This window comes from Corallococcus sp. 4LFB (genome assembly GCF_046520365.1).
In the GTDB taxonomy this organism is placed as follows: Bacteria; Myxococcota; Myxococcia; order Myxococcales; family Myxococcaceae; genus Corallococcus; species Corallococcus caeni.
In genome coordinates this window covers 1-19,552 of sequence record NZ_JBKGHJ010000104.1, presented here as the reverse complement: position 1 = coordinate 19,552, position 19,552 = coordinate 1, and the positions used below count along the sequence as shown (strand labels likewise).

Below are 19,552 nucleotides of genomic sequence, written 5' to 3'. Positions count from 1 at the left end.
TCCGTCCACGCCCGGCAAGCCAGGGCGAGCAGCTGGGCCTGGGGCTCGCCGCGGTGGAGCCCCACCGCCCCGTCGACACCGGGGGCGTAGCCATGCCCACCATCGTCGCGAAGAAGGCGGGCACGTGCACCGCCGCCGGGTGCGGCGGGCGCATCCTCAAGGGCGAATACGTGGCCTACACGGCAGCCACCGGGACGCGGCACCTGGCGTGCGCGAGCGCCAACCAGGGCCGACGCCCCAACCTCAAGGCGGGCCGCTGTCGGTGTGGCGCCCACGTCCCACCGCGCGAGGGCTCTCTTCGGCTGGAGGAGACGCAGCGCGGCGCGAAGTTCCGGCGCCGGTGGCATGTCCAGTGCACCCGGTGCGGCTGACGGTCAGCATCATTGCGTAGCCCACTTGTGCGACCTTGGCGCTCTCCATGACAGGGTCACGCCTGCCCCGCCTCGAAGGGTGATGATGACCGGGAGCCTGACGTGGGCGCGGCCCGAGCGTCACGCGGTACGCTCTCCGGGCTCCAGGAGGGGACGTCCATGCGAAGGGTCAAGCATCTGCTGGTCGCTGTAGCTGTCGCTGCTGTCGAGTCACTCGGGGTTCAAGGCGCCGCAGCGAAGGGCTTTGATGCCGATGGCGTCGTCTACGACCAACCGGGCCAAGCTCGCCTCTACGTCCGGCCGGGCGGCTCCGTCGTCTATGACGAGCCAGGTGTGACGCGTCTGTATTTGGCTTCAGGCGACAACGGTACAACGACATCGTCAGCGGTCAGGCCAGCGGTGAGCAACAGTCCGGACGCGAATGCCGCGCAGCCGGCGGTCGCCGAGTCCGACGGACCGAAGGCTGCGGATGGAACGCCGATGTTCCTTGCGAATGGCTCTCCAAATCTCGACTTCTACAGGACCGCCAAGGGGTACAGAAGTCCCGAAGGCTATCTTGAGTCGCGATGGGGGATGTCTCGCAGCGAGGTGAGCCGCCTCTTTCCCAAGGCACAGCCAGAGCAAGCCATGCTGGCCTATGCATCCGAGACAGCCGGGCTCAAGACCCTGCATGTGTTCATGTTCGTTGACGACGCCTTGAGTGCCGTGTCGATTTTGTCCGACGAGCTGCGCTCCACAGGCGACCAGTATCTTGCCGACTACGAGAAGCTGCACTCCCTCTTGGTGCGGAAGTACGGCAAGCCGAGGACGACCTCCGAGACATGGTCGAGTGAGTTCTTGCGCGGAACAATGAGCAAGGGCGCGTCGCTCCAGATTGGCTTCGTGAAGCTTTCGTCCACATGGATGACTGGCGAGACGAACATCCAAATAAGAGCCGAGGCGATGGGCGCTCGTGTCCGGGTGCAGGTGGTGTACGCAAGCGCCCGCTTGATGGTCAAGCAGGCTGATGACCTAGCGCAAAAGGACATGCAAGGGCTGTGACTCAAGCCCCTTGGCGGAACCTCACGCCGTCGAGGTTGAACTCCGCCGTGCTCCCGGAGATGGGCGTCACGGCGCCGTCGGACGTGATGCGCACGCGGCCGTAAACCGCGCCGCAGTCCACAGGCTGACGTTGCTCAGTGGCCGGGCGGTACCCGGGGGGCAGGACAAACGCCGTGCTACCCATGGTGCCGCTCTTGATGCCGCCGCCGAGGCAGGTCTCTCCTGAGCTGTTCTTGTAGTATGTGGGGCCACGGGGGGCGCCGATGCTCACCCACCCGGACGCGGCAATCAGCGCCGCCTCCACAGGGGTCTCCGCGGGCGGCTGAATCACTACTCGCACCGAGTCCACGTAGCAGGTGTACGGCGCCGCGATGGACTTGCCGACGAACACCTGGGCGTACTTCGCAGTGGCGGGCGCCTTCACCGTCTTGCCCCGGCCCAGCTCGTTCCAGAACGCGCTGCCAACGCCGAGGTTCACCTCGTCCACGACATCCGCGCCCGCGAAGGCGAACGTGGCCGTCAGCCAGCGGATGAGCATGATGGCCTTGTAGGCCGAGCTTGCGTCAGCGGCGTCACCAAGGACCATCGCGCTGGGGACGAGCGTGTCCGTCGGACGGACGCTGAACACCTGCGACGCTAGCAACGTGGCGGCCAGCGTCGGCGCGAGGCGCACTGCGCGCACGCCGGAGAAGACGTTGGATGTCGTGGAGGTGTCAAAAGCATCCACGTTCCAGACGCCACCCGAGACACCCCAGCCATCCGGCGGTGCATTCGGGTCGCTGAGCGCTTCGAAGTCCGCGTTGAGCGGGAGCATCGCGTACGTCACCGTGGGCAGGAGCATGGACGGCGCGACATACCGGGGCGCGAGCGTCACCTCCGCGCTGGTCGGGCCCGCGTTACCCTTCACGTCGCGGGGGATGACGCGCGCGTAGTACTCCCGGCCCGCCACGAGGTCCGCCACCTCGAAGCGCGTCGCGCGGCTGGTGGCCCGGAACGTCGCCTGCGAGGGCGTGAAGCTGGGCGTGCTGCTGACGTGCAGCTCGTAGGAATCCCAGGGCGCTCCTGTCGCCGCCGGAGTCCACGCGAGGCTGAAACCGTTGACGGTGTTCGCCACCGTCAGCCCCGTGGGAGCCGGAGGGCCGGTGAAGGGCGCCGACGCCGCGATGCCGGGGCGCGCGTCGCGCTCCATCCACGCCGCGCGGCTGGTGCTGGGGCGGCCCTGGAGTTGGAGCTTCGTGCGCGCCTCGCCCGAGGAGGCGCACTCGAAGTCCGCGGAGACGATGGCGAGTTGCTGGGCGGTGTCGAAGTGCACGCCGTCCGGCAGCACCTGCACCAGGTCCGCCGCCTGGAGGTACCAGTGGATGCCCGGCAGCGTCAGCGACATGCCGAGCGCGGACTCGGACAAGTCGGCGATGGCCGCGTCCGCGAGGCGCTGCGCCTCCGCCTGGGTGTCGATGAGCGACGACGCGCCCTCCGCCACCTGCATCCACCGGCGCCCGTACAGCGTGACGCTGGTGGGGTTGGTGGACGTCACCGTCTTGCGCTTCTTCGCGCCGGTGGAGTCCAGGTCCGCCTTGTCGGAGTACACCACCTCGACGACGTTGCGGATGTGCTCCAGGTTGCGCTTCAGCTCGCCCACCTCCTCCACGTTGTCCGGGCCGAAGGTGGCGACGGGCGTGTCCGTCAGGCGGTCCGGGCTCCAGAGGGTGAGGGCGAAGGCGCCCGCGTCCTCGCGCCAGCGCATGCGCACGTCCCAGCCAATCTGCTCCGCCAGGGTGCGCACCGCGTCCAGCAGGGGCTCACGCTGCTGGAGGTAGGGCCCGCGCACGCTGCTCGGGTCCACGGGCGTGTACAGCCCGTAGCTGCTCATGCCGTTGTCGTTGAGGATGGACTGGATAACGGACTGCACGGGCGTGCCCGCGGTGCTCCCATACTGGCGCTCCACCTCCGCCCAGGTGTCCTGCAGCAACCCACCCAGGTCACGCCCGGTGATGCGCAGCTCATCCCCCCCGGCGTCCACCTCGTCGATGCGGCCGCGCCACACCTCGCGCCAGGCGCCCGAGGGCACACTGCTGCGGCGCGTGTCCAAGGGCACCGTCGCCACCTCCACGCGGAAGTACGCGCCCTCGCGCAGCAGCGGCTGAAAGGTGCCGTCCTCCGCGTTAAGGAGGCTGCCCACCACCAAGGGGGACAGGCTGAGGCGCTGCCCGTCCGGGCCGTTGCGCACTACCGACACGGAGGCGTCGGACACAGGCGCCTCGACGCTGTCCGACCAGCTCGCGCCCAGCAGGTAGTCCCCCGAGAGGAACGTGGAGAGGTCCGTCCACACGGCGCCGCGCAGCACCAAGACGCGCAGGTGCGAGGCAAAGCCGGCCGTGCAGGTGAGGGCCGCCGCTTCGGCCGACGAAAGGGTACGCATGTCAGGTGTCCTCTGGCTGCTGCCATAGCTCGAAGTCCATGTACTGGCCCTGTACCCGCCCGCCGTCCTCGTCGTACTCCACCGGCTGCGCATCGAGCGCCTGGCCCAGCACGCGGCAGGCAGCGGGCAACCCCGTGCCGTCGGCGGTGTGGTACGGCAGCGGGCCGAAGGGCGCCGTCGCGGCGGCCCACTGCGGCACCCACGCGGCCGGCACGTTGTAGGGCAGGTAGACGAGGTCGCTCACCGTGACGTCGGCGGCGGCGAGGACGCGCAGCCCACCGTCGGCCACGGAGACGGAGAGCCCAAGCTCTCCCTCCATGTCGTCGACGATGCCCGCCGCGCTGCCGTTGACGTAGAGGACGTCAGACTGGAAGCGCGCGACGACGTGGCTCCACGGGCCCGTAACGCCAGCGCGAACCCAGAAGCCGACGGTGCATTCCGGGCGCGTGCCGACGCTCCACTCCACCTCCTCGCCCGGGTTGAGGAACAGCGCGCCATAGCCCCAGCGCCCGGCAATGGCGGTACCCGCCTGGGGGACGCCGTTGGAGTTCGCGAGCACCGCGCCCTTGCTGGAGGTGAAGGCGTTGGCGGTAGCAGCCGCGAAGTCCCAGCTGTGCCCGTCACCGTCGATGAGGCGGCGCAGGGCCTGCGCCTCCGCCATCGGCATGGGCGGGGTACCGGCGGACCAGGTGAAGACGCGCGAGCGGGTGCCGCTCATCGCCCACCCGCTGAAGGTGCGCACGCGCGGACCCAGGTGCGTGGGCTTCTGGGTGAGTCCCTTCGACGAGGAGCACCGCACCTCAATACCGCTGAGGGTGAGATAGGGCATGTCCACCAGAAGGGCCGCTCCAGCGGCTACGCGTACCGCGGCCCGACGACGGCGGACGTCCCGTAGAGGCGGATGCCGAAGCGCCGCTGGATGTCCTCGGCGTTCTGCTGCGCCTTCGCCATGGCCTCCTCAATGTCGAAGCCGACGATGTTGTAGGCGATGCTGAGCGGGGAGGCGTGCGAGGTCTCGGGTGCCGTCACCGTGTCCCCGCCCGACGGCGACGGGGGAGGCGTGGACGGCGCGGGCGTGTCCCCGCCCGTGGGCGTGTTCGGCCCCGTCTGCTCGTCCTGCACGTCGAAGCGCCGGAGGGCCACCTTCCACAGGTCGGGCACGTTGGTGAGCGCCTCGTTGACGTCCTCCAGTGCGTCGCGGTTCTTCAGCACCTCCGCGGTCTCCCGAGCCTTGGCCATGGCTGCCTCCCAGGTGAGGCCCTCCAGTTCCTGGATGCTCCGGGCCAGCGACTCCGTGTCCACCTTCGCGGACTCCATGCTGTTGGCCCAGCCCTTGAGGAAGCCGAGCGGGTGCGCGCCCAGGATGCTGATGTCGCCCAGCTTCCGGAACACCCACTGGACGGCCGAGACGATGCCGTTCCACGCGGAGCCCAGTCCCTTGATGACGTAGAGGATGGCGATGGCCACGTAACGCAGCACCTGGAACAGGCCCTTGAGGACGTTGTCGAGCAGCCACGCCGTGGCCTTTCCGATGGCCTCGAAGGCGGGGGCGAGCATCTCCAGCACCATCCCCACCAGGACGATGATGGGGGCGATGCTCTCCATCGCCTTCCCCATGGCCTCCATCGTCGGCTGCACGGCGTCCACGACGACGGACACCAGGTAGCCGACCGCACCCATGACGGTGTCGAGGCCGGTGGCGGCGGCGCCGAAGAGGTCCTTCAGCATGCCAATGACGCCGTTGAGGACGTCGATGGCCTCGGCCATCTGGTCGGAGCCCATGACCAGTTCGCCGATGACTGCCACCAGCGCGGCCCACCAGCCGCCATCCTTGAACGCCTGCGTCGCCGTGTTGTAGAGCTGGCCGAATTCGCCCATGCGCGAGACGAAGCCATCGAGGAGCGACGCTATCGCCGCGCCCACATGCCTCTTCGCTTCTTCGGCGAGCTGCTGGGCCTCCTGCCAAATGGAGATGTTCGCCTCCTGGGCGGCCTCCATCTCGGCACGCGCGGCGGCGGCGAGCTCCTCACGCGCCTCGGCCGACCGGTCGCGGTTCCACTCCAGCTCCTCCTCCGCCCGGCCCGCCTCGTTGGCCAGTGCCTCCAGCGACTTCGCCGCGTTCGCCTCGTCGGCAGCCGCGCCCAGGTCAGCTTCGCGCTTCGCCGCTTCGTCCGCGTAGGACTGGAGCTGGTCGTAGCCCTTCCGCCGGAGGTCCCCATTCAAGTCGCCCGGCTGGCGGATGCGCGCCTCGCTGGTGCCATTCATCCACGACATCAACTCCGCCAGCTTGCCCTTCATCTCGTCCATGCCGGTAGCGCTGGAGATGTCCGTGAGCATCATCTTGACGCCCTTCATCGCGTCGCTGAGCCCAACGCCCGCCACGTCCTTGACGACGCCGACGCCCTCGCCGACGGCCTTGGCGGCGTCCTGGACGGTGGCCATGACGCTCTTCCCAAGCTCGTCCTTCGCGGCCTTCAGCTGCCGCGTCATCGCGGCCATGGTGGTGGCACCGCCATTGAGGGCGGCGGTGATGCCGGCGGCGAGGCTTTCTCCCGTCGTCCCCTCAAGCACAGTGAGGGCTTTCTCCGTCTCCTTCATCCTCGCGGCCTGCACGAGCGGCTTGACGAGGCGCGCGCTCCCGCGCACCAAGAAGGCCACGAAGCTGAGGGCGCGCTCCGCGATGCTCTTGACGAAGTTGCCGAAGCCGTCGAACGCCTCGACGAAGAAGCCGGCGACGCTGTCCGCCATCTCGCCCAGGCCCCCCATCATCTGCGCAAGGGACTCGCTCATCGCGCCCCACGCCTCACTGGCAATGAGCTTGATGTCGCCCCAGTTCTTGTAGAGGACGCCTGCCAGAAGGACGATGGCTGTGATTGCCGCCGCTACCGCGAGGATGGGGATGGCCGCCGCGCCGAAGCTCATGAGCATCTTCCCGACGCTGGAGAGCATGGACGGCGTGGACTTCGCGAACTCGACCATGGACTTGCCGAGCCCGCCCAGGCCCGCCTTCACCCCCTCCATGGTGGGCGCCATCCCCTTGAGGGACGTCCACAGCTTGGACATGACGGTGCCGACGTCCACGCTCTTCATGGCCTGCAGCGCCTGCCACGCCTTCGTCGCGGCCGGGCCGATGCCATTCAGCACCGGCCCCAGCCTGGCGACGACTGGCATGACGGCCTTCACGCCCTGGAGCGCGAGCCCGAAGCCCTTGGCCAGGCCCTCAACGGTGGCCGCGAGCTTGCCGACGACGCCGATGCCCAGGCCCACGCCTGCCGTCCAGGCCGCGAGGCTGGCCGCGGCACGCTTCGCCTGGGGACTCAGGCGCTGAAAGTGCGCGGTGAGGTTGGACAGGAAGCTGCCGATGCTGCGCACCAGCGGCATGAAGAGGTCGCCCACCTCCGCGGCGAATGTGTAGAGCACCTCCTGGATGTGCTCCACCTCCGCCGCAAGCCGCTCGTTCGACTTCGACGCGGCGAGCACGGCCCCGCCGATGCCGGCCGCGACGACGGCGCCAATCTTCCCGACGGGCTCCGCCGCCTCCTTCACCTTCTTGGCCGTGTCCTCCACCTTCTTGACGAACTTGCCGAGGTTGGCCACGGCCTCGCCGATGGACGCGGTGACGGCGACGTAGAGGTCTCCAACCTTCAGGGCCACGGCAGGACTCCAGGGCTGCTACCGCTTCGGCTTCGGGCCGAAGCGGTAGATGGTGGTGTTGGTGGTGGGCCCGCCCGTGGCTGCCCGGCGGGACGGCGCGGCCGCGTGTGGAGCGCTCCTGGTGCGCTGCTCCATCTCCTCATTCTCCAACTCGCAGTAGGCGAGGAGCCCCAGCAGGTCCTCGTGGTCCCAGGCGCGCACCTCGTCCGGAGACTGCCCTGTGAGCTTCACGACCCCGTAGAGGAGCCTTAGCTCGGGGTCGCTTCGGACTTTCCCCGGACGTCCTTCATGTTCGGGGCGAAGGCGTTCTGGATTTCCTCCTGGACGTCCTCCAGCCAGACGGCATCCGTGAGCGCATCCAGGTCCGAGGTGCTGTAGATGGGGGTACCCGTTGCCGGCTCGTAGAGCAGGCACACCGCGATGCGCGCCACCATGCGCAGGGCGTTGCGCGGCGTCGTGGGCTTGTCGTCGTCGCCCATCTCGCCGGCCTCCCTGGCCGCCTCCAGCACCTTCACGCGGTCGCCCTGGGTGGGCTTGACGACGTGCACCTTGTCGCCGTCGATGTCGAGCGTCTTGAGCACCTTGCGGTTCTTCGCCAGGAGCCGGTGCTTGAGCGACGCGGGGACGGTGACGGGCACGAAGTCGTCGGGGTCGATGGCGGTGGGCATGGTGGTGGGGTCGGTCATGTCTGCGTTCTCCGGTGGGGTTGGGATGGGCTGAGGAAGGGGCGGCTAAATGGCGACGGGCGCGCCCTGGCCCATGAGCGAGACGGTCAGCTTGTTCACATCGGAGGACGGGCCGCCGCCGTCGAAGGACATGACCTTCACCGCGTACCGCTTCCCGCGCTGGCCGGCCATCGCGTCCGCGTCCTTGATGATGTGCAGGTAGCCCACCAGGCCGTTCTGCATGTGCGTCTCCATCAGGTCCTGCGCGGCGTTGCCGGCGATGCGATGACCGCTGACGTTGAGGGTGAGCCCCCGCAGCGTGGCGGCGTTGCGCTTGTAGCCGCCGCTGCCGAAGTAGTTCGTGTCCACGCTGTCGACGGCAGTGCTGTCGGTGCACTCACTGATGCCGTCCAGTTCGGTGGCGGGCGCCTCGACGGTGCCGTCCTCCAGGTTCACGAGGGTGGTCGTGGACAAGGTGGTGAAGTGGATGCGCTGCGCATAGAGGACTTCCGGCTCTCCGGCCATGTCTCAATTCCTTTCACGTCTGTGGAAACAGCTCTTTCAATGCCTGCTCAACGGCCTTCTTCACGCCCTTGCGGCCGATGGTGCGACTGCGACGGAAGGCCTTCTTGAGGAAGTGCGGCTCCGGGTTGACGGTGTCGCGGTCCCAGTGGACGCCCTCGTGGATGGCGCCCGCGGCGTGGTGCGCGTAGCCGGCCACCCAGGTGACGGAGAGGCGCCGGTCCATGTGGTACTCGGGCCCGTCCAGGAAGCCGGTCTCCGAGAGTGGGCGCTCGTGTCGCTTCGCGGCCACCTCGTTGCCGTTCTCGTCGTAGTCCGGCGTCCTGTCCCCGCGCGGCACGTCGAACATGGAGAGGTCCAGCGCGTTCCGGACGGTCGCATAGCAGGCTTTCTCCAGCCTGCTCAGCATGCGCTCCGGCTGCCGGCGCAGCTTGAGGAGCGGGGCGATGTCGAGCGTCACGCGGACCGGCATGCCCAGGAAGAAGGGGCGGCCGGTGGGCGTCAGGCTGCGTAGCCCAGCGTCACGGTGAAGGCGAAGCGGTGCTGCTGCTTACCGTCCTCCCCCAGGTACGCAGGCTGGCCCTGCGCGCGGCAGGAGACGTAGCCGGGCACGGCCGCCAGGTGCAAGACGCTCCAGCACCTGCGCGCCAGTGCCTGGGCATCCGCGTACGTGAGGGCGCGCACCAGCACCTGGACGTCCGGCTGCAGGTAGCTGCGGCCCGCGCCCACGTAGTCCTCGGGCGCGTCGCCCTGTACTTCGCGCACAGCCACCACCTGCGCTGGCGCGGACGCGGGCCAGGGCCCCCGGTAGAGGCTGGGCGGAGACGACGTCCGGGAGACACCCAGGTCGGCCGCCGCCAACACCTCGGCCACGGCCAGCTCGACGTCGCGGAGCTCGGCGCCCATCAGACGGCCACCTCGTAGTGGTCCAGCTTCCCGCTCATGTTGAAGCAGGGCGTCACCTTCAGCGGGCGACGCCGGGTGTTGAGGTCGCCCGGCGTGGTGCCGGGCAGCCAGACGGCGTCCTCGGGCGCCACCTCCACGCTAGTGAAGAGCATCGCCTCGGTGGTGGCGTCCGTGCCGTCCAGCGTGGTGATGCGTCGCACGCTGGCCTCGAACCGGCAGGCGTGCTCGACGGGCGTGGCGAAGTCCTCCTGCCCGCGGTCGTTGACACCCACCCGCCGAGCGAGCCCGAAGCGCTGGCGGAAGCGGTGGCCCAGGAGGCTCACGGGCCCACCCGACGCTGGAGCTTGCGGTACCTGTCGACAAGGGCGAGGGCCGCGAGGGGGATAGCAGGCCGGCCGCCTCGCATGGAGTCCGCGCCGTAGCCGATGGACGTCCCGCCGATGGACTCGGAGGTGACATCCCAGTCCATCCCGTCGCGGTGGCTGTACGCGGTGACGACGATGCGGGCCGCCAGCTGAATGACTGTGGGGAGGTCCACCGTCAGCGCCGGGTCCAGCGCCGCCTGGCCGGGCGTCACCCAGCCAGAGGTGAAGGTGACGAGCACCTCCCCGGTGTCGACGGCCTGCTGCGGCGTCGGCGAAACGCCCGGCGAGTACTCCCCGGTGAAGGGCCAGGGCGCGCCCCGCGACACGACGCGCCCCATGCTGACGCCACTGGTGCCCACCTCCAGCGCGTAGTGCACAGCCGGCACCTCGACGCCGCACACCTCCACGCGCTCCACCTCGCGCACGGCGCCAGCGGCCAGGAAGAGGTAGCGCCCGCCCTGGCTGGCGACGGACTCTACGACGCCAGTCCGCCTGTGCAGCGGGTAGCCCACGTAGTTGGCGAGCGCCTCGGACGCGGCCGTAAGCAGGAAGGCGAGCGTGGTGGGCTCCGCCTCATCGCGGACGTTGAGGGGCAACTGGTCGACGGTGAGCAGGTCCACAGCGGAAGGCATGGGCACCTCGGACAGAAAGAGGGCCGGGGCAGCGCGAGGCCGCCCCGGCCCGGCGGGCACGTGGAGGGGGAAGTACGTGCCCGCGCTAGACGCTCAGGCGCTGGCCACCGCCGAGCACCAGCACCACGCCGGTGACGATGGTGGGCGTGGTGCCGTCGGTGAAGGCCACCACCTCCTTGACGCGGAGGTAGGGGTGGTCGGCCTTCAGCAGTTGGAGGTTGAAGTCCAGCTCCACCGCCTTGCTGCCCGCGGTGGTCACCACCTGGAGGGCGGCGCTGTCCAGGTCCACGACGGCGGTCCAGCCGTCCGTCCCGTTGGCGCTCGACTCCAGCGAGTAGGTGACGCTCGTCGTGGTGGGCGTGCCGGTGGTGGCGCCGAGGTTGGCCACCAGCACGCCGGACTGGAAGGCCGACACGTCGATGGCGCTGCCGTTGCGCGTGCCGGCGGCCTGGGCGGCGGGCGCGAGGCCCTGGTTGGCGCACGAGACGTACGCGCCGACGTGAACGTTCTGGGGAATCATCGGTTGGAGTTCTCTTTCTGCGGCGCGAGGCCGCTCGACTTCAAGGGGCGCGCCGCCGTGACGACGTGCGGAGAGGAAGCCGGGCGGCCTGTGCTGCGCCGCCCGCTCGGTTCACAGCATCAGTACGCGACGCTCGTCTTCTCGGCGAAGGCCTTGCTGTAGCGCAGCAGGAAGTCCACCTCGGTGATGCCGCGCATCGTCACCATGTCCGCGGAGAAGTCGGTGCCGTTCTCCCCCATGGTCGTCTCCAGCGGGAGCGCCTCGCCGAGGATGAGCTGGTTGGCCAGGCCGAACCCCAGCACCCCGTCGTCGGCCAGCGTCTCCGAGTAGAAGAAGGGGAAGCCGTTGAGCGTCGGGCTCTCTCCGACGCGCAGGTCCGGGAAGAGCCAGCCCGCGTTATCGCGGGCTGCCGCAGCGACAGGAAGGTGTCCGTCGACGAGTAGTAGAACCCCTTGTTGGCCTTGAGCCGCCCGGGATGTTGGCCTTCGCCACCGCGCCCATGACGCCGTCGGTGTCGGTGACCTTGTTGGCGGCCGTCGTCCCGGCGGTGGTGGTGCGCGCGGCCGGGTCCATCTGGTTCCGGATTCCGTTCGGCCGCTTCGGGCCCTTGCCCTTGAAGCCGGTGGTGTCGACTTCGAGGCCGATGGCGGCAGCCATGTCCGCGCCGATGATGGCCGCGGCGTCGATGGCGGACAGGCGCAGCAGGTCGTTGGAGATGCGCGCGAGCGCCATCAGCTTGTGCGCCGTGAGGACCAGCGTCCCGTCCTTCACGGTGGAGTTGGCGGCCGGCTCGCCCTCGGCCACCCAGTACACCTTCACGCCCTCGTTGATGGTGCCCATCGTCAGGCGCGCGCCGTAGCCGGAGATGGTCCGGATGCCGGCGGCCAGGAGGATGGAGTTCGGCCGCGCCAGTTCCACGAGCTCGGAGGTGACGGTCTCGCGCGTGAAGGCGCCGCCGGACTCGAAGACGCCGGCGAACTGGCCCGAGGCCTTGACGCGCACGAGGAAGGCGTCGAGCGCCTTGAAGTGCTCGTCGTTGCCGCGGCCGAAGTGCTTGGCCTGCTTGAGGTACGCCTGCTTCATCTTCAGCCCGAGGGCCGCATTCAGGCGCGCCTGCCGGTCATCCTTCGACAGGTCAATCTGCAGGTCGCGCGCGCCGGTGACGAGCGGCCCCTGGGCGGGGTTGGGGCGCGACGCGAGCGCGGCCTCGACGCCCTTGGTGACGGCGACATCCACGGCCGCCTGCAGGTGGGGGGGGATGGCCGGCGCGGCGGGCGCAGCGGCGGTGGCGTTCGGCTTCGGGGGCATGGGCTGGCTCCGGACTGCGTAAGAGGTTGAGGGGAGAGAAGGGCTGGCCCTAGGCGCTGGCGGACACCAGGGCGGCGTACCCGCGCAGGTCGCGCGGCGAGAGGTCGAGGCTCTGCTTGACGGTGAAGCCGAACGCCTTGCGCACGCGCGCGCGCAGCGCCTTCGCTTCCTCCTCCGGGAGCGGCTCGTCCATCTTGTCCTCGGCGGCGCCCGCGCCCTCGGCGGGCTCCTCCTCGGCAACCGCGTCGTCCTCGGCCGCGCGCGCGAGCCACGCCTTCGCGGCCTCGATGTCCATGGGCTGCCCGTCACGCAGGCACTCGGCCATGGCGATGAGTTCCTCGTCCTCGGGCTCCGTGTCCAGGAACGCCGACGCCAGCGCCTGGCCGGCTTCGGCATGCGCGACGAGGGCCGCGACAAAGGCCTCCGGCGTCATCTCCTCGGGCTCTTCCTCCTCGCCCGGCTCGCCTTCGGTGCCCGCCCCCTCGGCAGAAGCGGGCTCCTCCTCCGGCTCCTCTTCGCTGGCGTCCTTGGTCCCGACCATCTTCGTGACCACGGCCGCCAAGGTGGCGGTCGCCGTGGCGACGGCGTTCAGCGCTGCCACCGCCAACGGGTCACCGGCGCTCGCCTGCCCGGGCATGGAGCGAATGCGGACGGCGTCCTCGTTCGCTCCCACGTTGACGATGGAGACCTCCACGAGGTGCACCAGGGGGAAGTCGAGTCCGCCCTCGGTGTTCGGCACCGGGTCGTATCCATCCACGGGGATGAATCCGATGGAGCACGCGTCGAGCGTGTCCGCTTTGATTTTCGCGTCCACCTCCTGGGAGAGCTTCCCGATACCATCGCAGCGGGGCTCCATCATCCAGACGCCCCCCTCCTGGAAGCAGTGCGCCTTGCCGAGGGCGGGCTCCCAGGAGTTGTGGCTCCACAGGAGTGGCCTCTTCAACTCCGTGCCGTCGGCCTTGATGCCGAGGATGCGGTCCCGGTGCCGGTCGAGCTTGGTGGACGTGATTTGGAACACCGGCGCCTGCGTCCCCGTGTCGGTGGGGGCAGTGCCGTCGAGCAGCTTCCGGCGAATGGAGAGGGTGCGCATGTCCGGAGAGAAGGGCCGGCCACCCGCCGCTACACGCGCCCCTCTTCACCGCGCCGGTCGCGCGGCGCATCCGGCGTCGCGTTCGCGCCCGCGCTCGCCACGTTGTTCCCGCCGCCAGCGCCTGGAAGCGGCGCACCCCGGACGCCCTCCAGCTCGGGGTCCGGCTGGAAGCCCGCCATCACGCGCACCTCATTCCAGAAGAAGCCCTCGGTGATGGGCGTCGTCATGAGGCGGAAGACGCGCTCCCACTGCTGTGGGCGCGGGTCCTCGTAGTCGAGGATGGCGTCCCGGTCGACGAGCGGCACCAGGAGGAGCTGGAAGTAGGCCAGGAGGAACTCCAGGCGCGGCACCACGGCGTGCTCCGCCAGGTGGTACGTCGCGTCCTCGCTCGTGCTTCGGTTGCTGCTGGAGAGGTCGCCCACCAGTTCCGGCGGCACGTTGTACGTCTGGCGCACGTACGCACGCTGGCCCTTCGCGAGCTCCTCCGCCTGCAACTCGCGGTAGTTCACGTTCACCTGGGCGAGCGTGACGCCGGCGGGCGCGAACCAGATTTTCCCGGCGTTGTCCGGGCCGCGGTTCGCCTCGTTGAAGCGCTTCTCCAGGTCCTCCGCCGCCTCCTCCTGGTCGACGCCCTCCTTCTTGGAGTCCATGCCGACGATGGCCTGTGGGACGCCGCCGCGCTCGAAGACGGACTTCGCGCTCCTGTCGATGGCCTCCATCGTGTCCAGCTGGTCGCCGACGGCGAGCCCGCGTCCGGCGCCGCGCCCGTGAGGGTTCTCCGGGTCCAGGTGCTTGAGCCACAGCACGTGCGCCGCCGGAACCGAGACGTGCGCCTGGTTGTACGAGAGGAGGAACTCAGGCCGACCGGGCTGGGGCGTCTGGTAGACGCAGTGGGGCGGCACCACCTCCCAGCCCACGGGCCGCCCGTCGACGCCCAGGCGGAGCCAGAGGAATGTCTCACCCACCAGGTCCAGGTGCAGCTGCATCAACTTGAGCAACTCGCGCCCGGGAATCTGGGGGTGCGGCGCGTCGAGGATGTTCAGCAGTTCGTGCGCGGGAAGCTCCACCAGTTCCCCGGCATGGACGCCGTCGGTGAGGGCCTTCCGGCGTTCGGCCGTGATGGAGCTGCGCCAGCGGGGGTCCGCGCCGGACTTGGCCAGGCCCCCGCCCACGCGCTTGTAAACCTTCCACCTGGGCGTCGCCACGGCATCCGCCACCGTGTCCACGACGACGCGCAGCCACCCATTCTCCCGGTACGCGGCGAGCACCTCCCGGCTGCCGCGCCGCGGGGAGAACGAGAAGATGGGCAGGCCGTGGACGAGGGGGCCCCGACGGGTGGGCAGGAAGCCCAGGGCCTTGAGGGCGCGGCGGTAGAGGGAGGCCATGCCCCAAGAGAAGGGGCGGGGCGCTACTCCTCGCCGTCCGGTACCTCTTCAAACACGGCGTCCTCGGTCCCGCGGGCGCGGCCGGCGGCACCCACATTCCGGCGCTTCGGGATGACGTACTTGTAGATGGGCCACGCGAAGGCGTCCGCCCGGTCGTCTCGCGCGTGGCCGCCCTCCTGCCCGGTGAACTTCGCGAGCTGCGCCTCCAGCTTGTCGTGCTTGCCCACCATGTGGACGAGGCCCGCCTTCGCGTAGGAGGAGACGGGGGCCGCGCGCTCGGCCTTCGACTGCATGGCGCGCTCGGTGAGCACCTTCACCTTCTCCACGGTGCGGATGGTGCTCTTCACCATGGAGCCGCCCGTGTTGCTCTCCGCGAACACCCACGCGTTCGGCTTCCCGTTGCTGCGCTTCTTCGCCAGGGGCGCCCAGGCGTTGAAGCACTTCACGGCCTCCCGGGCCCACACCTCGGGCTCTGGTGTGCGGAGTGAGGCGTCCTGCAGGACGTAGACGTGGTCCAGCCCGTCCTTCTCCAGGCGCACACCCAGCACGATGATGCCGTGCATGTCCGCGCCCTTCTTCTCCCCGGTGGCCGGGTCCACCGAGACGACGATGTAGTCGTACTCCTTGGGCGCCTTCTTCGGGTGGATGCGCGAGGCGTTCCAGTTGACGCCCCGGTAGAGGGCCGGGTCGAGGTCGAAGGACAGCTCGCCCATGAACTCGCGGCGGCCCTCGGGCGTATGCATCACACGCCGGACGTAGCGCTCGTATGCCGGGTCCAGGTTGGCGAGGTTCTCCAGCGTGGAGCTGCGCGCGAGCACCAGCCCGTCGCGGTCGCTCAACATCTCCATAAAGAGGACCGTCGGCGCGGGCGTGGTCGTGATGACCATGCGCGCCGACAGGCCACGCGCGCGCATGCGCGAGCTGACGAGGCGGTTGACGGCGCGGCACTCCTTGTAGACGGCGACGGCGTCGCCCTTCCACGCCACGGGCTCGTCCGCCCAGATGAACGTGTACTGGTGCCCGCGGAACTTGTCCGCGTTCTTCGCAGGCAGCCACGTGGCCTGCGCGCCGTTGGGCCACACGAGGCGGCGGCGCGACTTCTCCAGCCGCGGGAAGAACCAGGGCGGGGAGATGGTGAGGATGCCGCTCGTCCCCTCCAGCTGGTTCTTCACGATTTCGGAGTAGGTGGGCCCGACGATGAGGATGCGCGCCTCGGGGTCCGCGCGTGCCTCGTCGATGACTGCGGCGGCCCCCGCGTACGTCTTCCCGGTGCCGCGCCCGCCCATGAAGAACCAGGTGCGGAAGACGTCGGGCGGACGCTGCACCGGCCGCAGCCAGTAGCGGTGCTCGTAGTACAGGAGCACGAGCTCTTGGGGCGTGAGCGCCAGCGCCCCCGAGACGCCCGCCGTGATGCCCTTCGAATCGAAGGCCGCGAGGGCCGCCAGCTGGATGACGGAGTGGTGGCCGCGGGTGTCCGCGGTGATGACGGGGATGCCTTCGAGCAGCGACTCGCCGGCCTGCGCCACGCCCGCGTCACTCCCCATCGTCGTCCTCGGACGGCGCCGGGGGCGGCGCGTCCTTCAGTGCCTCGGCCTTCTGGTGCTGGGCGATGAAGGTGGCCAGCTTGTCGTCCAGCTTCGCCCGCGCCTCGTCCGGGGTGATGAGCTCGAAGAGCGGGCCCAGCCCGTTGCCCGTCGGAGCGACGGCCTCGCGCGGCACGGTGTAGTTCTTCGGGTCGCTCACCGACAGACGCCAGCGGATGAACTTCTCGTTCAGCTGCCGGTTGCCGATGTTGTCGAGGACGGTGTCCTCCAGCGCTGCCCGGAAGTGGGCCGCAGCGTGCTCGTACTCGACGAGGAACCACGTGTAGAGGTTCTCCTCCGACGCGGCGACAGCAGCGCGCGCCCGGGTGAGCCAGCCCTGGACGACGCCCTCGTTGGTGCCCTCTTTCGCCGCCGCGTCGCGGAGCGTCCGTCCCGAGGCGATGCGGCGGCAGATGGCGAGCCCCAACCGCTCCGTCAGCGTCGACTCCGGGCCGGGCTTCTTGAGGGGAAGGTACGTGTCCAGCGGGCGCAGCGTCACCGCCTCGCTGCCGGAGTCCCCGTCGTCGTCAGGCTGGTCGCGATGCCGGGACACCCCCTCCAGAAGGGGCGCCAAGGGGCCGCCAGCGCGCGAGGGCATCGAGGCGGCCGCGCCCACGCGCAACGGCGCTGGGCGTGACCACGGGCCGCCGGGAACGCCCAGGGCCCCAAAAAAACAGGGGGTCGTCTAAGAGTTCGCCGGGATTTTCCGGGAGAATCCGCGTCGCAAGATTGCAGCGCGCCGAGCAATCCAAAATTTATCCTACATTTTGGGTTTTCCACCCCGGGGGGGTAGACGTGTTCAACGTCACTGTAATTCCGCATGTCCTACATGCCCCCTGCCGCCGTGGCACGACCCTTGCCGTCAATCTGCGTGCCAGCGCCGCCCCTTCACTGGAGCGTGCCTCTCCGCGCCACCCTCCTTCGTTGGTTCACTTCGCGTCGCGCCCGTGCGTCAGCGCCGTCGTTCCCGCCGCACCTCCGTCGGGTTCGGCCGCACGTCTCGGACCCCGCGTCCGTGAACTGCTCGCCTCGTCTCGGCGCTGAGCGGCTGGAGACCTCGGAGGAGTGTCGCCGGCGCGAGGCTGTCGCGTCGCGGGAGCGCCAGGGCCAGCGCGGTCCCGCGTGCCGAGCGACGCCGGTCCCTGGACGGGGTGAGCGCCAGCGCGGTTGAGCGCCGCACGCTGCGCGCCCCTTCTCCAGGGCATGCTCGACTCGTTCGCCACCTACTACGCCAGCCTGGGCACTCCGCTTCCGTGTGGCTGTTCCTGCCTCGTGGCTCGGGTCCTGGACGCTCAGGGGCAGGAGATTGCCCGGGTCAGCGTCGCCCATCCCCGCGACGGCATCCTCCTTCGCCACGTGCTGGTCGATGGCGAGTTGGCCGAGCGAGACGAGCACCGGTACTTCGAGCTGCACTGCATGCGCCACCCTGGCACGGTCGTGCGCAGCGCCCAGCCGCGCGGGCGGATGACGGTGACAGACCACGAGGGGCGCGAGGTGGGCGCGCTGTACCCCGTGGCCTCCTTCCTGGATGGGCTGCTGGTCAACGACCACGTGGAGCCGGAGCGCGCACAGGAGGGCATCGGCCGCCTCCACCTCGGCTGGTACGGATGGGATGCAGACGGCCGCGAGGCGGAGTCCGCGCGATGACCGAGCGCCGGTTGATGAACCCGCCCTGTGGAGACCGCAAGCCCGTGCGCCGAATGCGGCCGCCTCGTCACCTCTCCTGGTGGTGGCGCCTGCGGTTCGTGTGGCGCTCGCTGAGGTGGAGGGCCAACCCGTGACGTCCTGCGCGTGCCCTGCCCGCCTCACGTTGGACCTGCCGTGCCCAGTGCCGCAGTGCCCGGCCGGCGTCGTTCTCCCGCGTGGTTTCCATGAGGACCCGGACGGAGCGCGCTTCGCCCGCGTGGTGGTGGGCACGCCCGCGCGGTGGGCGTGGCGGCCGTGGGTGCCAGCCGAGCCGCGCAATCCACGCGCTCCCGGATGACGCCGCCCCTTCTGTCCGGGCATGCCCCCCATGTGTCCTGAGTTCGGCGCCGCCCTCGTCCTCGCCACCGGGGCTCCGCAGGAGGTTCCGTGACGACTTCGCCCACATCACCGCCTGCTCAGTCTCCGTCGCTGGAGGGATGGCTCAACCACGGCAAGCTGGTGGCCGGCATCGTCGTCTTCACGTGCACCGTCTGCGGGAGCGCGCTCGCGGCCTACTACGGCGCCACCGCCAGGACGGACCTCGTCGAGGCCAAGGTGGACCGCGTCGCGACGCGGGTGGAGCAGGTGGCCACCTCCGTGGAAGAGCAGCGCACCGACGCGGAGCGGAAGCGACAGCAGGACCAGGAAGCCCTCAACGCCCGGCTGGGCGAGCAGGAACGCGCGCGGGCCGCCGACCATGAGGCGCTGGTGCGCCTCCAGGAGCAGCTCCGCGCCGTCGGTGACCAGACGCGCGCCATCGCCACAGACGTCCGCGTGGTGCTGGAGCGAGTCAACGCCCCGCGCCCTCGCGTGGTGCGCGAATACCCGTAGTCCCAAGGAGCCACACGTCATGCTGAAGCCCCTTATCCCCGCCAACCTCGTGGCCCTGGCGCTCGCGCTGGGTGCTGCCCTCTTCGGTGTCGGCCAGTACCTGCCCGCACCGTACGCCGCCGCCGCCTCCGCTCTCGGCAGCGTCGCCCTCTTCCTGGGTGGCCTGGGCTGGCGTGCGCCCTCGTGGTCCGCCGGAACGCCTCTGCTGCCGAAGACGCTGGTGCCGGCGGCGCTGGTGGCCTCGGGACTTCTGGAGCGGTTCGCCACCTCGCTGCCCGCGTCCGCGCAGCCGTGGGCCCTCGCCGCTGGTGGCCTGCTGGCGCTGCTTGGCGGCAAGCTGCTGCCGGAGCCCATGCAGGCCGTGGCCGCGCCTCCCGTGCTGGCCGGGGGCGTGCTGCAGCAGCCCCTGGTGGACTCGGGCCCGGTGGTGCAGGTGGCGGCCACGTGCAGCCTCGCCCAGGCGGCGCAGGAGAAGTGCCCCCCGGGCGTCGCCCCGGCCGGCGGGGAGGGGTGATGCGCTCCGCCCTCGCTACCCTGGCGCTCCTCGCCGCCGTGACGGCGGGGGCGCGCCCAC

At 70.0% G+C, this 19,552-nt stretch carries 22 protein-coding genes; 5 read left to right on the top strand and 17 right to left on the bottom strand.

All coding sequences use genetic code 11. From position 1 onward, the window contains the following. Together ACLEQD_RS14000 and ACLEQD_RS13995 are read left to right on the top strand one after the other, a co-directional pair. Positions 1-371 (top strand): hypothetical protein (locus ACLEQD_RS14000; RefSeq protein ID WP_410384330.1); only part of this gene is annotated, 371 nt, incomplete at its 5' end. Positions 372-530: 159 nt separating this feature from the next. Beyond that, positions 531-1,412 (top strand): hypothetical protein, encoded by an 882-nt coding sequence (locus ACLEQD_RS13995; protein WP_410384328.1) that lies wholly within the window; start codon positions 531-533, stop codon positions 1,410-1,412. A gap of 1 nt (position 1,413) precedes the next feature. Here the strand turns inward: ACLEQD_RS13995 and ACLEQD_RS13990 are convergent, their stop codons facing one another. The 17 genes from ACLEQD_RS13990 to ACLEQD_RS13910 form a co-directional block, all read right to left on the bottom strand. Then, positions 1,414-3,831, bottom strand: a complete 2,418-nt coding sequence (locus tag ACLEQD_RS13990; RefSeq protein ID WP_410384326.1) for a fibronectin type III domain-containing protein — start codon at positions 3,829-3,831, stop codon at positions 1,414-1,416. Position 3,832: 1 nt separating this feature from the next. Beyond that, complete coding sequence (locus ACLEQD_RS13985; protein ID WP_410384325.1) at positions 3,833-4,666, bottom strand: hypothetical protein; 834 nt, start codon at positions 4,664-4,666, stop codon at positions 3,833-3,835. A 20-nt stretch (positions 4,667-4,686) separates the two neighbouring features. Continuing rightward, entirely contained in the window at positions 4,687-7,485 is a 2,799-nt protein-coding gene (locus ACLEQD_RS13980; RefSeq protein ID WP_410384323.1) for a hypothetical protein, read from the bottom strand. Positions 7,486-7,503: 18 nt separating this feature from the next. Continuing rightward, positions 7,504-7,716 carry a hypothetical protein gene (locus tag ACLEQD_RS13975; protein ID WP_410384321.1) on the bottom strand — a complete coding sequence of 71 codons (213 nt, stop codon included), beginning with the start codon at positions 7,714-7,716 and terminating at the stop codon, positions 7,504-7,506. A 17-nt stretch (positions 7,717-7,733) separates the two neighbouring features. After that, complete coding sequence (locus ACLEQD_RS13970; protein ID WP_410384319.1) at positions 7,734-8,171, bottom strand: phage tail protein; 438 nt, start codon at positions 8,169-8,171, stop codon at positions 7,734-7,736. Between the two features lie 45 nt (positions 8,172-8,216). Beyond that, positions 8,217-8,675: a phage tail tube protein gene (locus ACLEQD_RS13965; protein WP_410384317.1), complete on the bottom strand. Its 459-nt coding sequence runs from the start codon at positions 8,673-8,675 to the stop codon at positions 8,217-8,219. A 13-nt stretch (positions 8,676-8,688) separates the two neighbouring features. Continuing rightward, positions 8,689-9,132 (bottom strand): hypothetical protein, encoded by a 444-nt coding sequence (locus ACLEQD_RS13960; protein WP_410384315.1) that lies wholly within the window; start codon positions 9,130-9,132, stop codon positions 8,689-8,691. Positions 9,133-9,173: 41 nt separating this feature from the next. Continuing rightward, on the bottom strand, positions 9,174-9,578 hold the full coding sequence (locus tag ACLEQD_RS13955; protein WP_410384313.1) for a minor capsid protein: 405 nt from the start codon (positions 9,576-9,578) through the stop codon (positions 9,174-9,176). Then, on the bottom strand, positions 9,578-9,901 hold the full coding sequence (locus ACLEQD_RS13950; protein ID WP_410384311.1) for a hypothetical protein: 324 nt from the start codon (positions 9,899-9,901) through the stop codon (positions 9,578-9,580). Before ACLEQD_RS13950 ends, ACLEQD_RS13955 begins: the two co-directional genes overlap by 1 nt. Continuing rightward, positions 9,898-10,575 (bottom strand): hypothetical protein, encoded by a 678-nt coding sequence (locus tag ACLEQD_RS13945; RefSeq protein ID WP_410384309.1) that lies wholly within the window; start codon positions 10,573-10,575, stop codon positions 9,898-9,900. The genes ACLEQD_RS13950 and ACLEQD_RS13945 overlap by 4 nt, the downstream gene beginning before the upstream one ends. 85 nt (positions 10,576-10,660) lie before the next feature. Further along, complete coding sequence (locus tag ACLEQD_RS13940; RefSeq protein ID WP_410384308.1) at positions 10,661-11,095, bottom strand: hypothetical protein; 435 nt, start codon at positions 11,093-11,095, stop codon at positions 10,661-10,663. A gap of 119 nt (positions 11,096-11,214) precedes the next feature. Next, a complete protein-coding gene (locus tag ACLEQD_RS13935; protein ID WP_410384306.1) occupies positions 11,215-11,397 on the bottom strand; it encodes a hypothetical protein in 183 nt (60 codons plus the stop codon). A 94-nt stretch (positions 11,398-11,491) separates the two neighbouring features. Continuing rightward, a complete protein-coding gene (locus ACLEQD_RS13930; protein ID WP_410384305.1) occupies positions 11,492-12,403 on the bottom strand; it encodes a phage major capsid protein in 912 nt (303 codons plus the stop codon). 49 nt (positions 12,404-12,452) lie between these two features. Next, complete coding sequence (locus ACLEQD_RS13925; RefSeq protein ID WP_410384304.1) at positions 12,453-13,493, bottom strand: HK97 family phage prohead protease; 1,041 nt, start codon at positions 13,491-13,493, stop codon at positions 12,453-12,455. A 29-nt stretch (positions 13,494-13,522) separates the two neighbouring features. After that, positions 13,523-14,878 carry a phage portal protein gene (locus ACLEQD_RS13920; RefSeq protein ID WP_410384303.1) on the bottom strand — a complete coding sequence of 452 codons (1,356 nt, stop codon included), beginning with the start codon at positions 14,876-14,878 and terminating at the stop codon, positions 13,523-13,525. Between the two features lie 23 nt (positions 14,879-14,901). Next, positions 14,902-16,422 carry a terminase large subunit domain-containing protein gene (locus tag ACLEQD_RS13915; protein WP_410384301.1) on the bottom strand — a complete coding sequence of 507 codons (1,521 nt, stop codon included), beginning with the start codon at positions 16,420-16,422 and terminating at the stop codon, positions 14,902-14,904. Then, a complete protein-coding gene (locus ACLEQD_RS13910; RefSeq protein WP_410384299.1) occupies positions 16,412-17,014 on the bottom strand; it encodes a hypothetical protein in 603 nt (200 codons plus the stop codon). The genes ACLEQD_RS13915 and ACLEQD_RS13910 overlap by 11 nt, the downstream gene beginning before the upstream one ends. A gap of 650 nt (positions 17,015-17,664) precedes the next feature. Between ACLEQD_RS13910 and ACLEQD_RS13905 the strand changes: the two genes are divergently transcribed. The 3 genes from ACLEQD_RS13905 to ACLEQD_RS13895 all read left to right on the top strand — a co-directional run bounded on the left by ACLEQD_RS13905 (position 17,665) and on the right by ACLEQD_RS13895 (position 19,492). Beyond that, positions 17,665-18,108: a hypothetical protein gene (locus tag ACLEQD_RS13905; protein ID WP_410384297.1), complete on the top strand. Its 444-nt coding sequence runs from the start codon at positions 17,665-17,667 to the stop codon at positions 18,106-18,108. 426 nt (positions 18,109-18,534) lie between these two features. Continuing rightward, on the top strand, positions 18,535-18,978 hold the full coding sequence (locus ACLEQD_RS13900; RefSeq protein ID WP_410384296.1) for a hypothetical protein: 444 nt from the start codon (positions 18,535-18,537) through the stop codon (positions 18,976-18,978). A gap of 19 nt (positions 18,979-18,997) precedes the next feature. Then, on the top strand, positions 18,998-19,492 hold the full coding sequence (locus ACLEQD_RS13895; protein ID WP_410384294.1) for a hypothetical protein: 495 nt from the start codon (positions 18,998-19,000) through the stop codon (positions 19,490-19,492). Positions 19,493-19,552 lie beyond the last annotated feature (60 nt).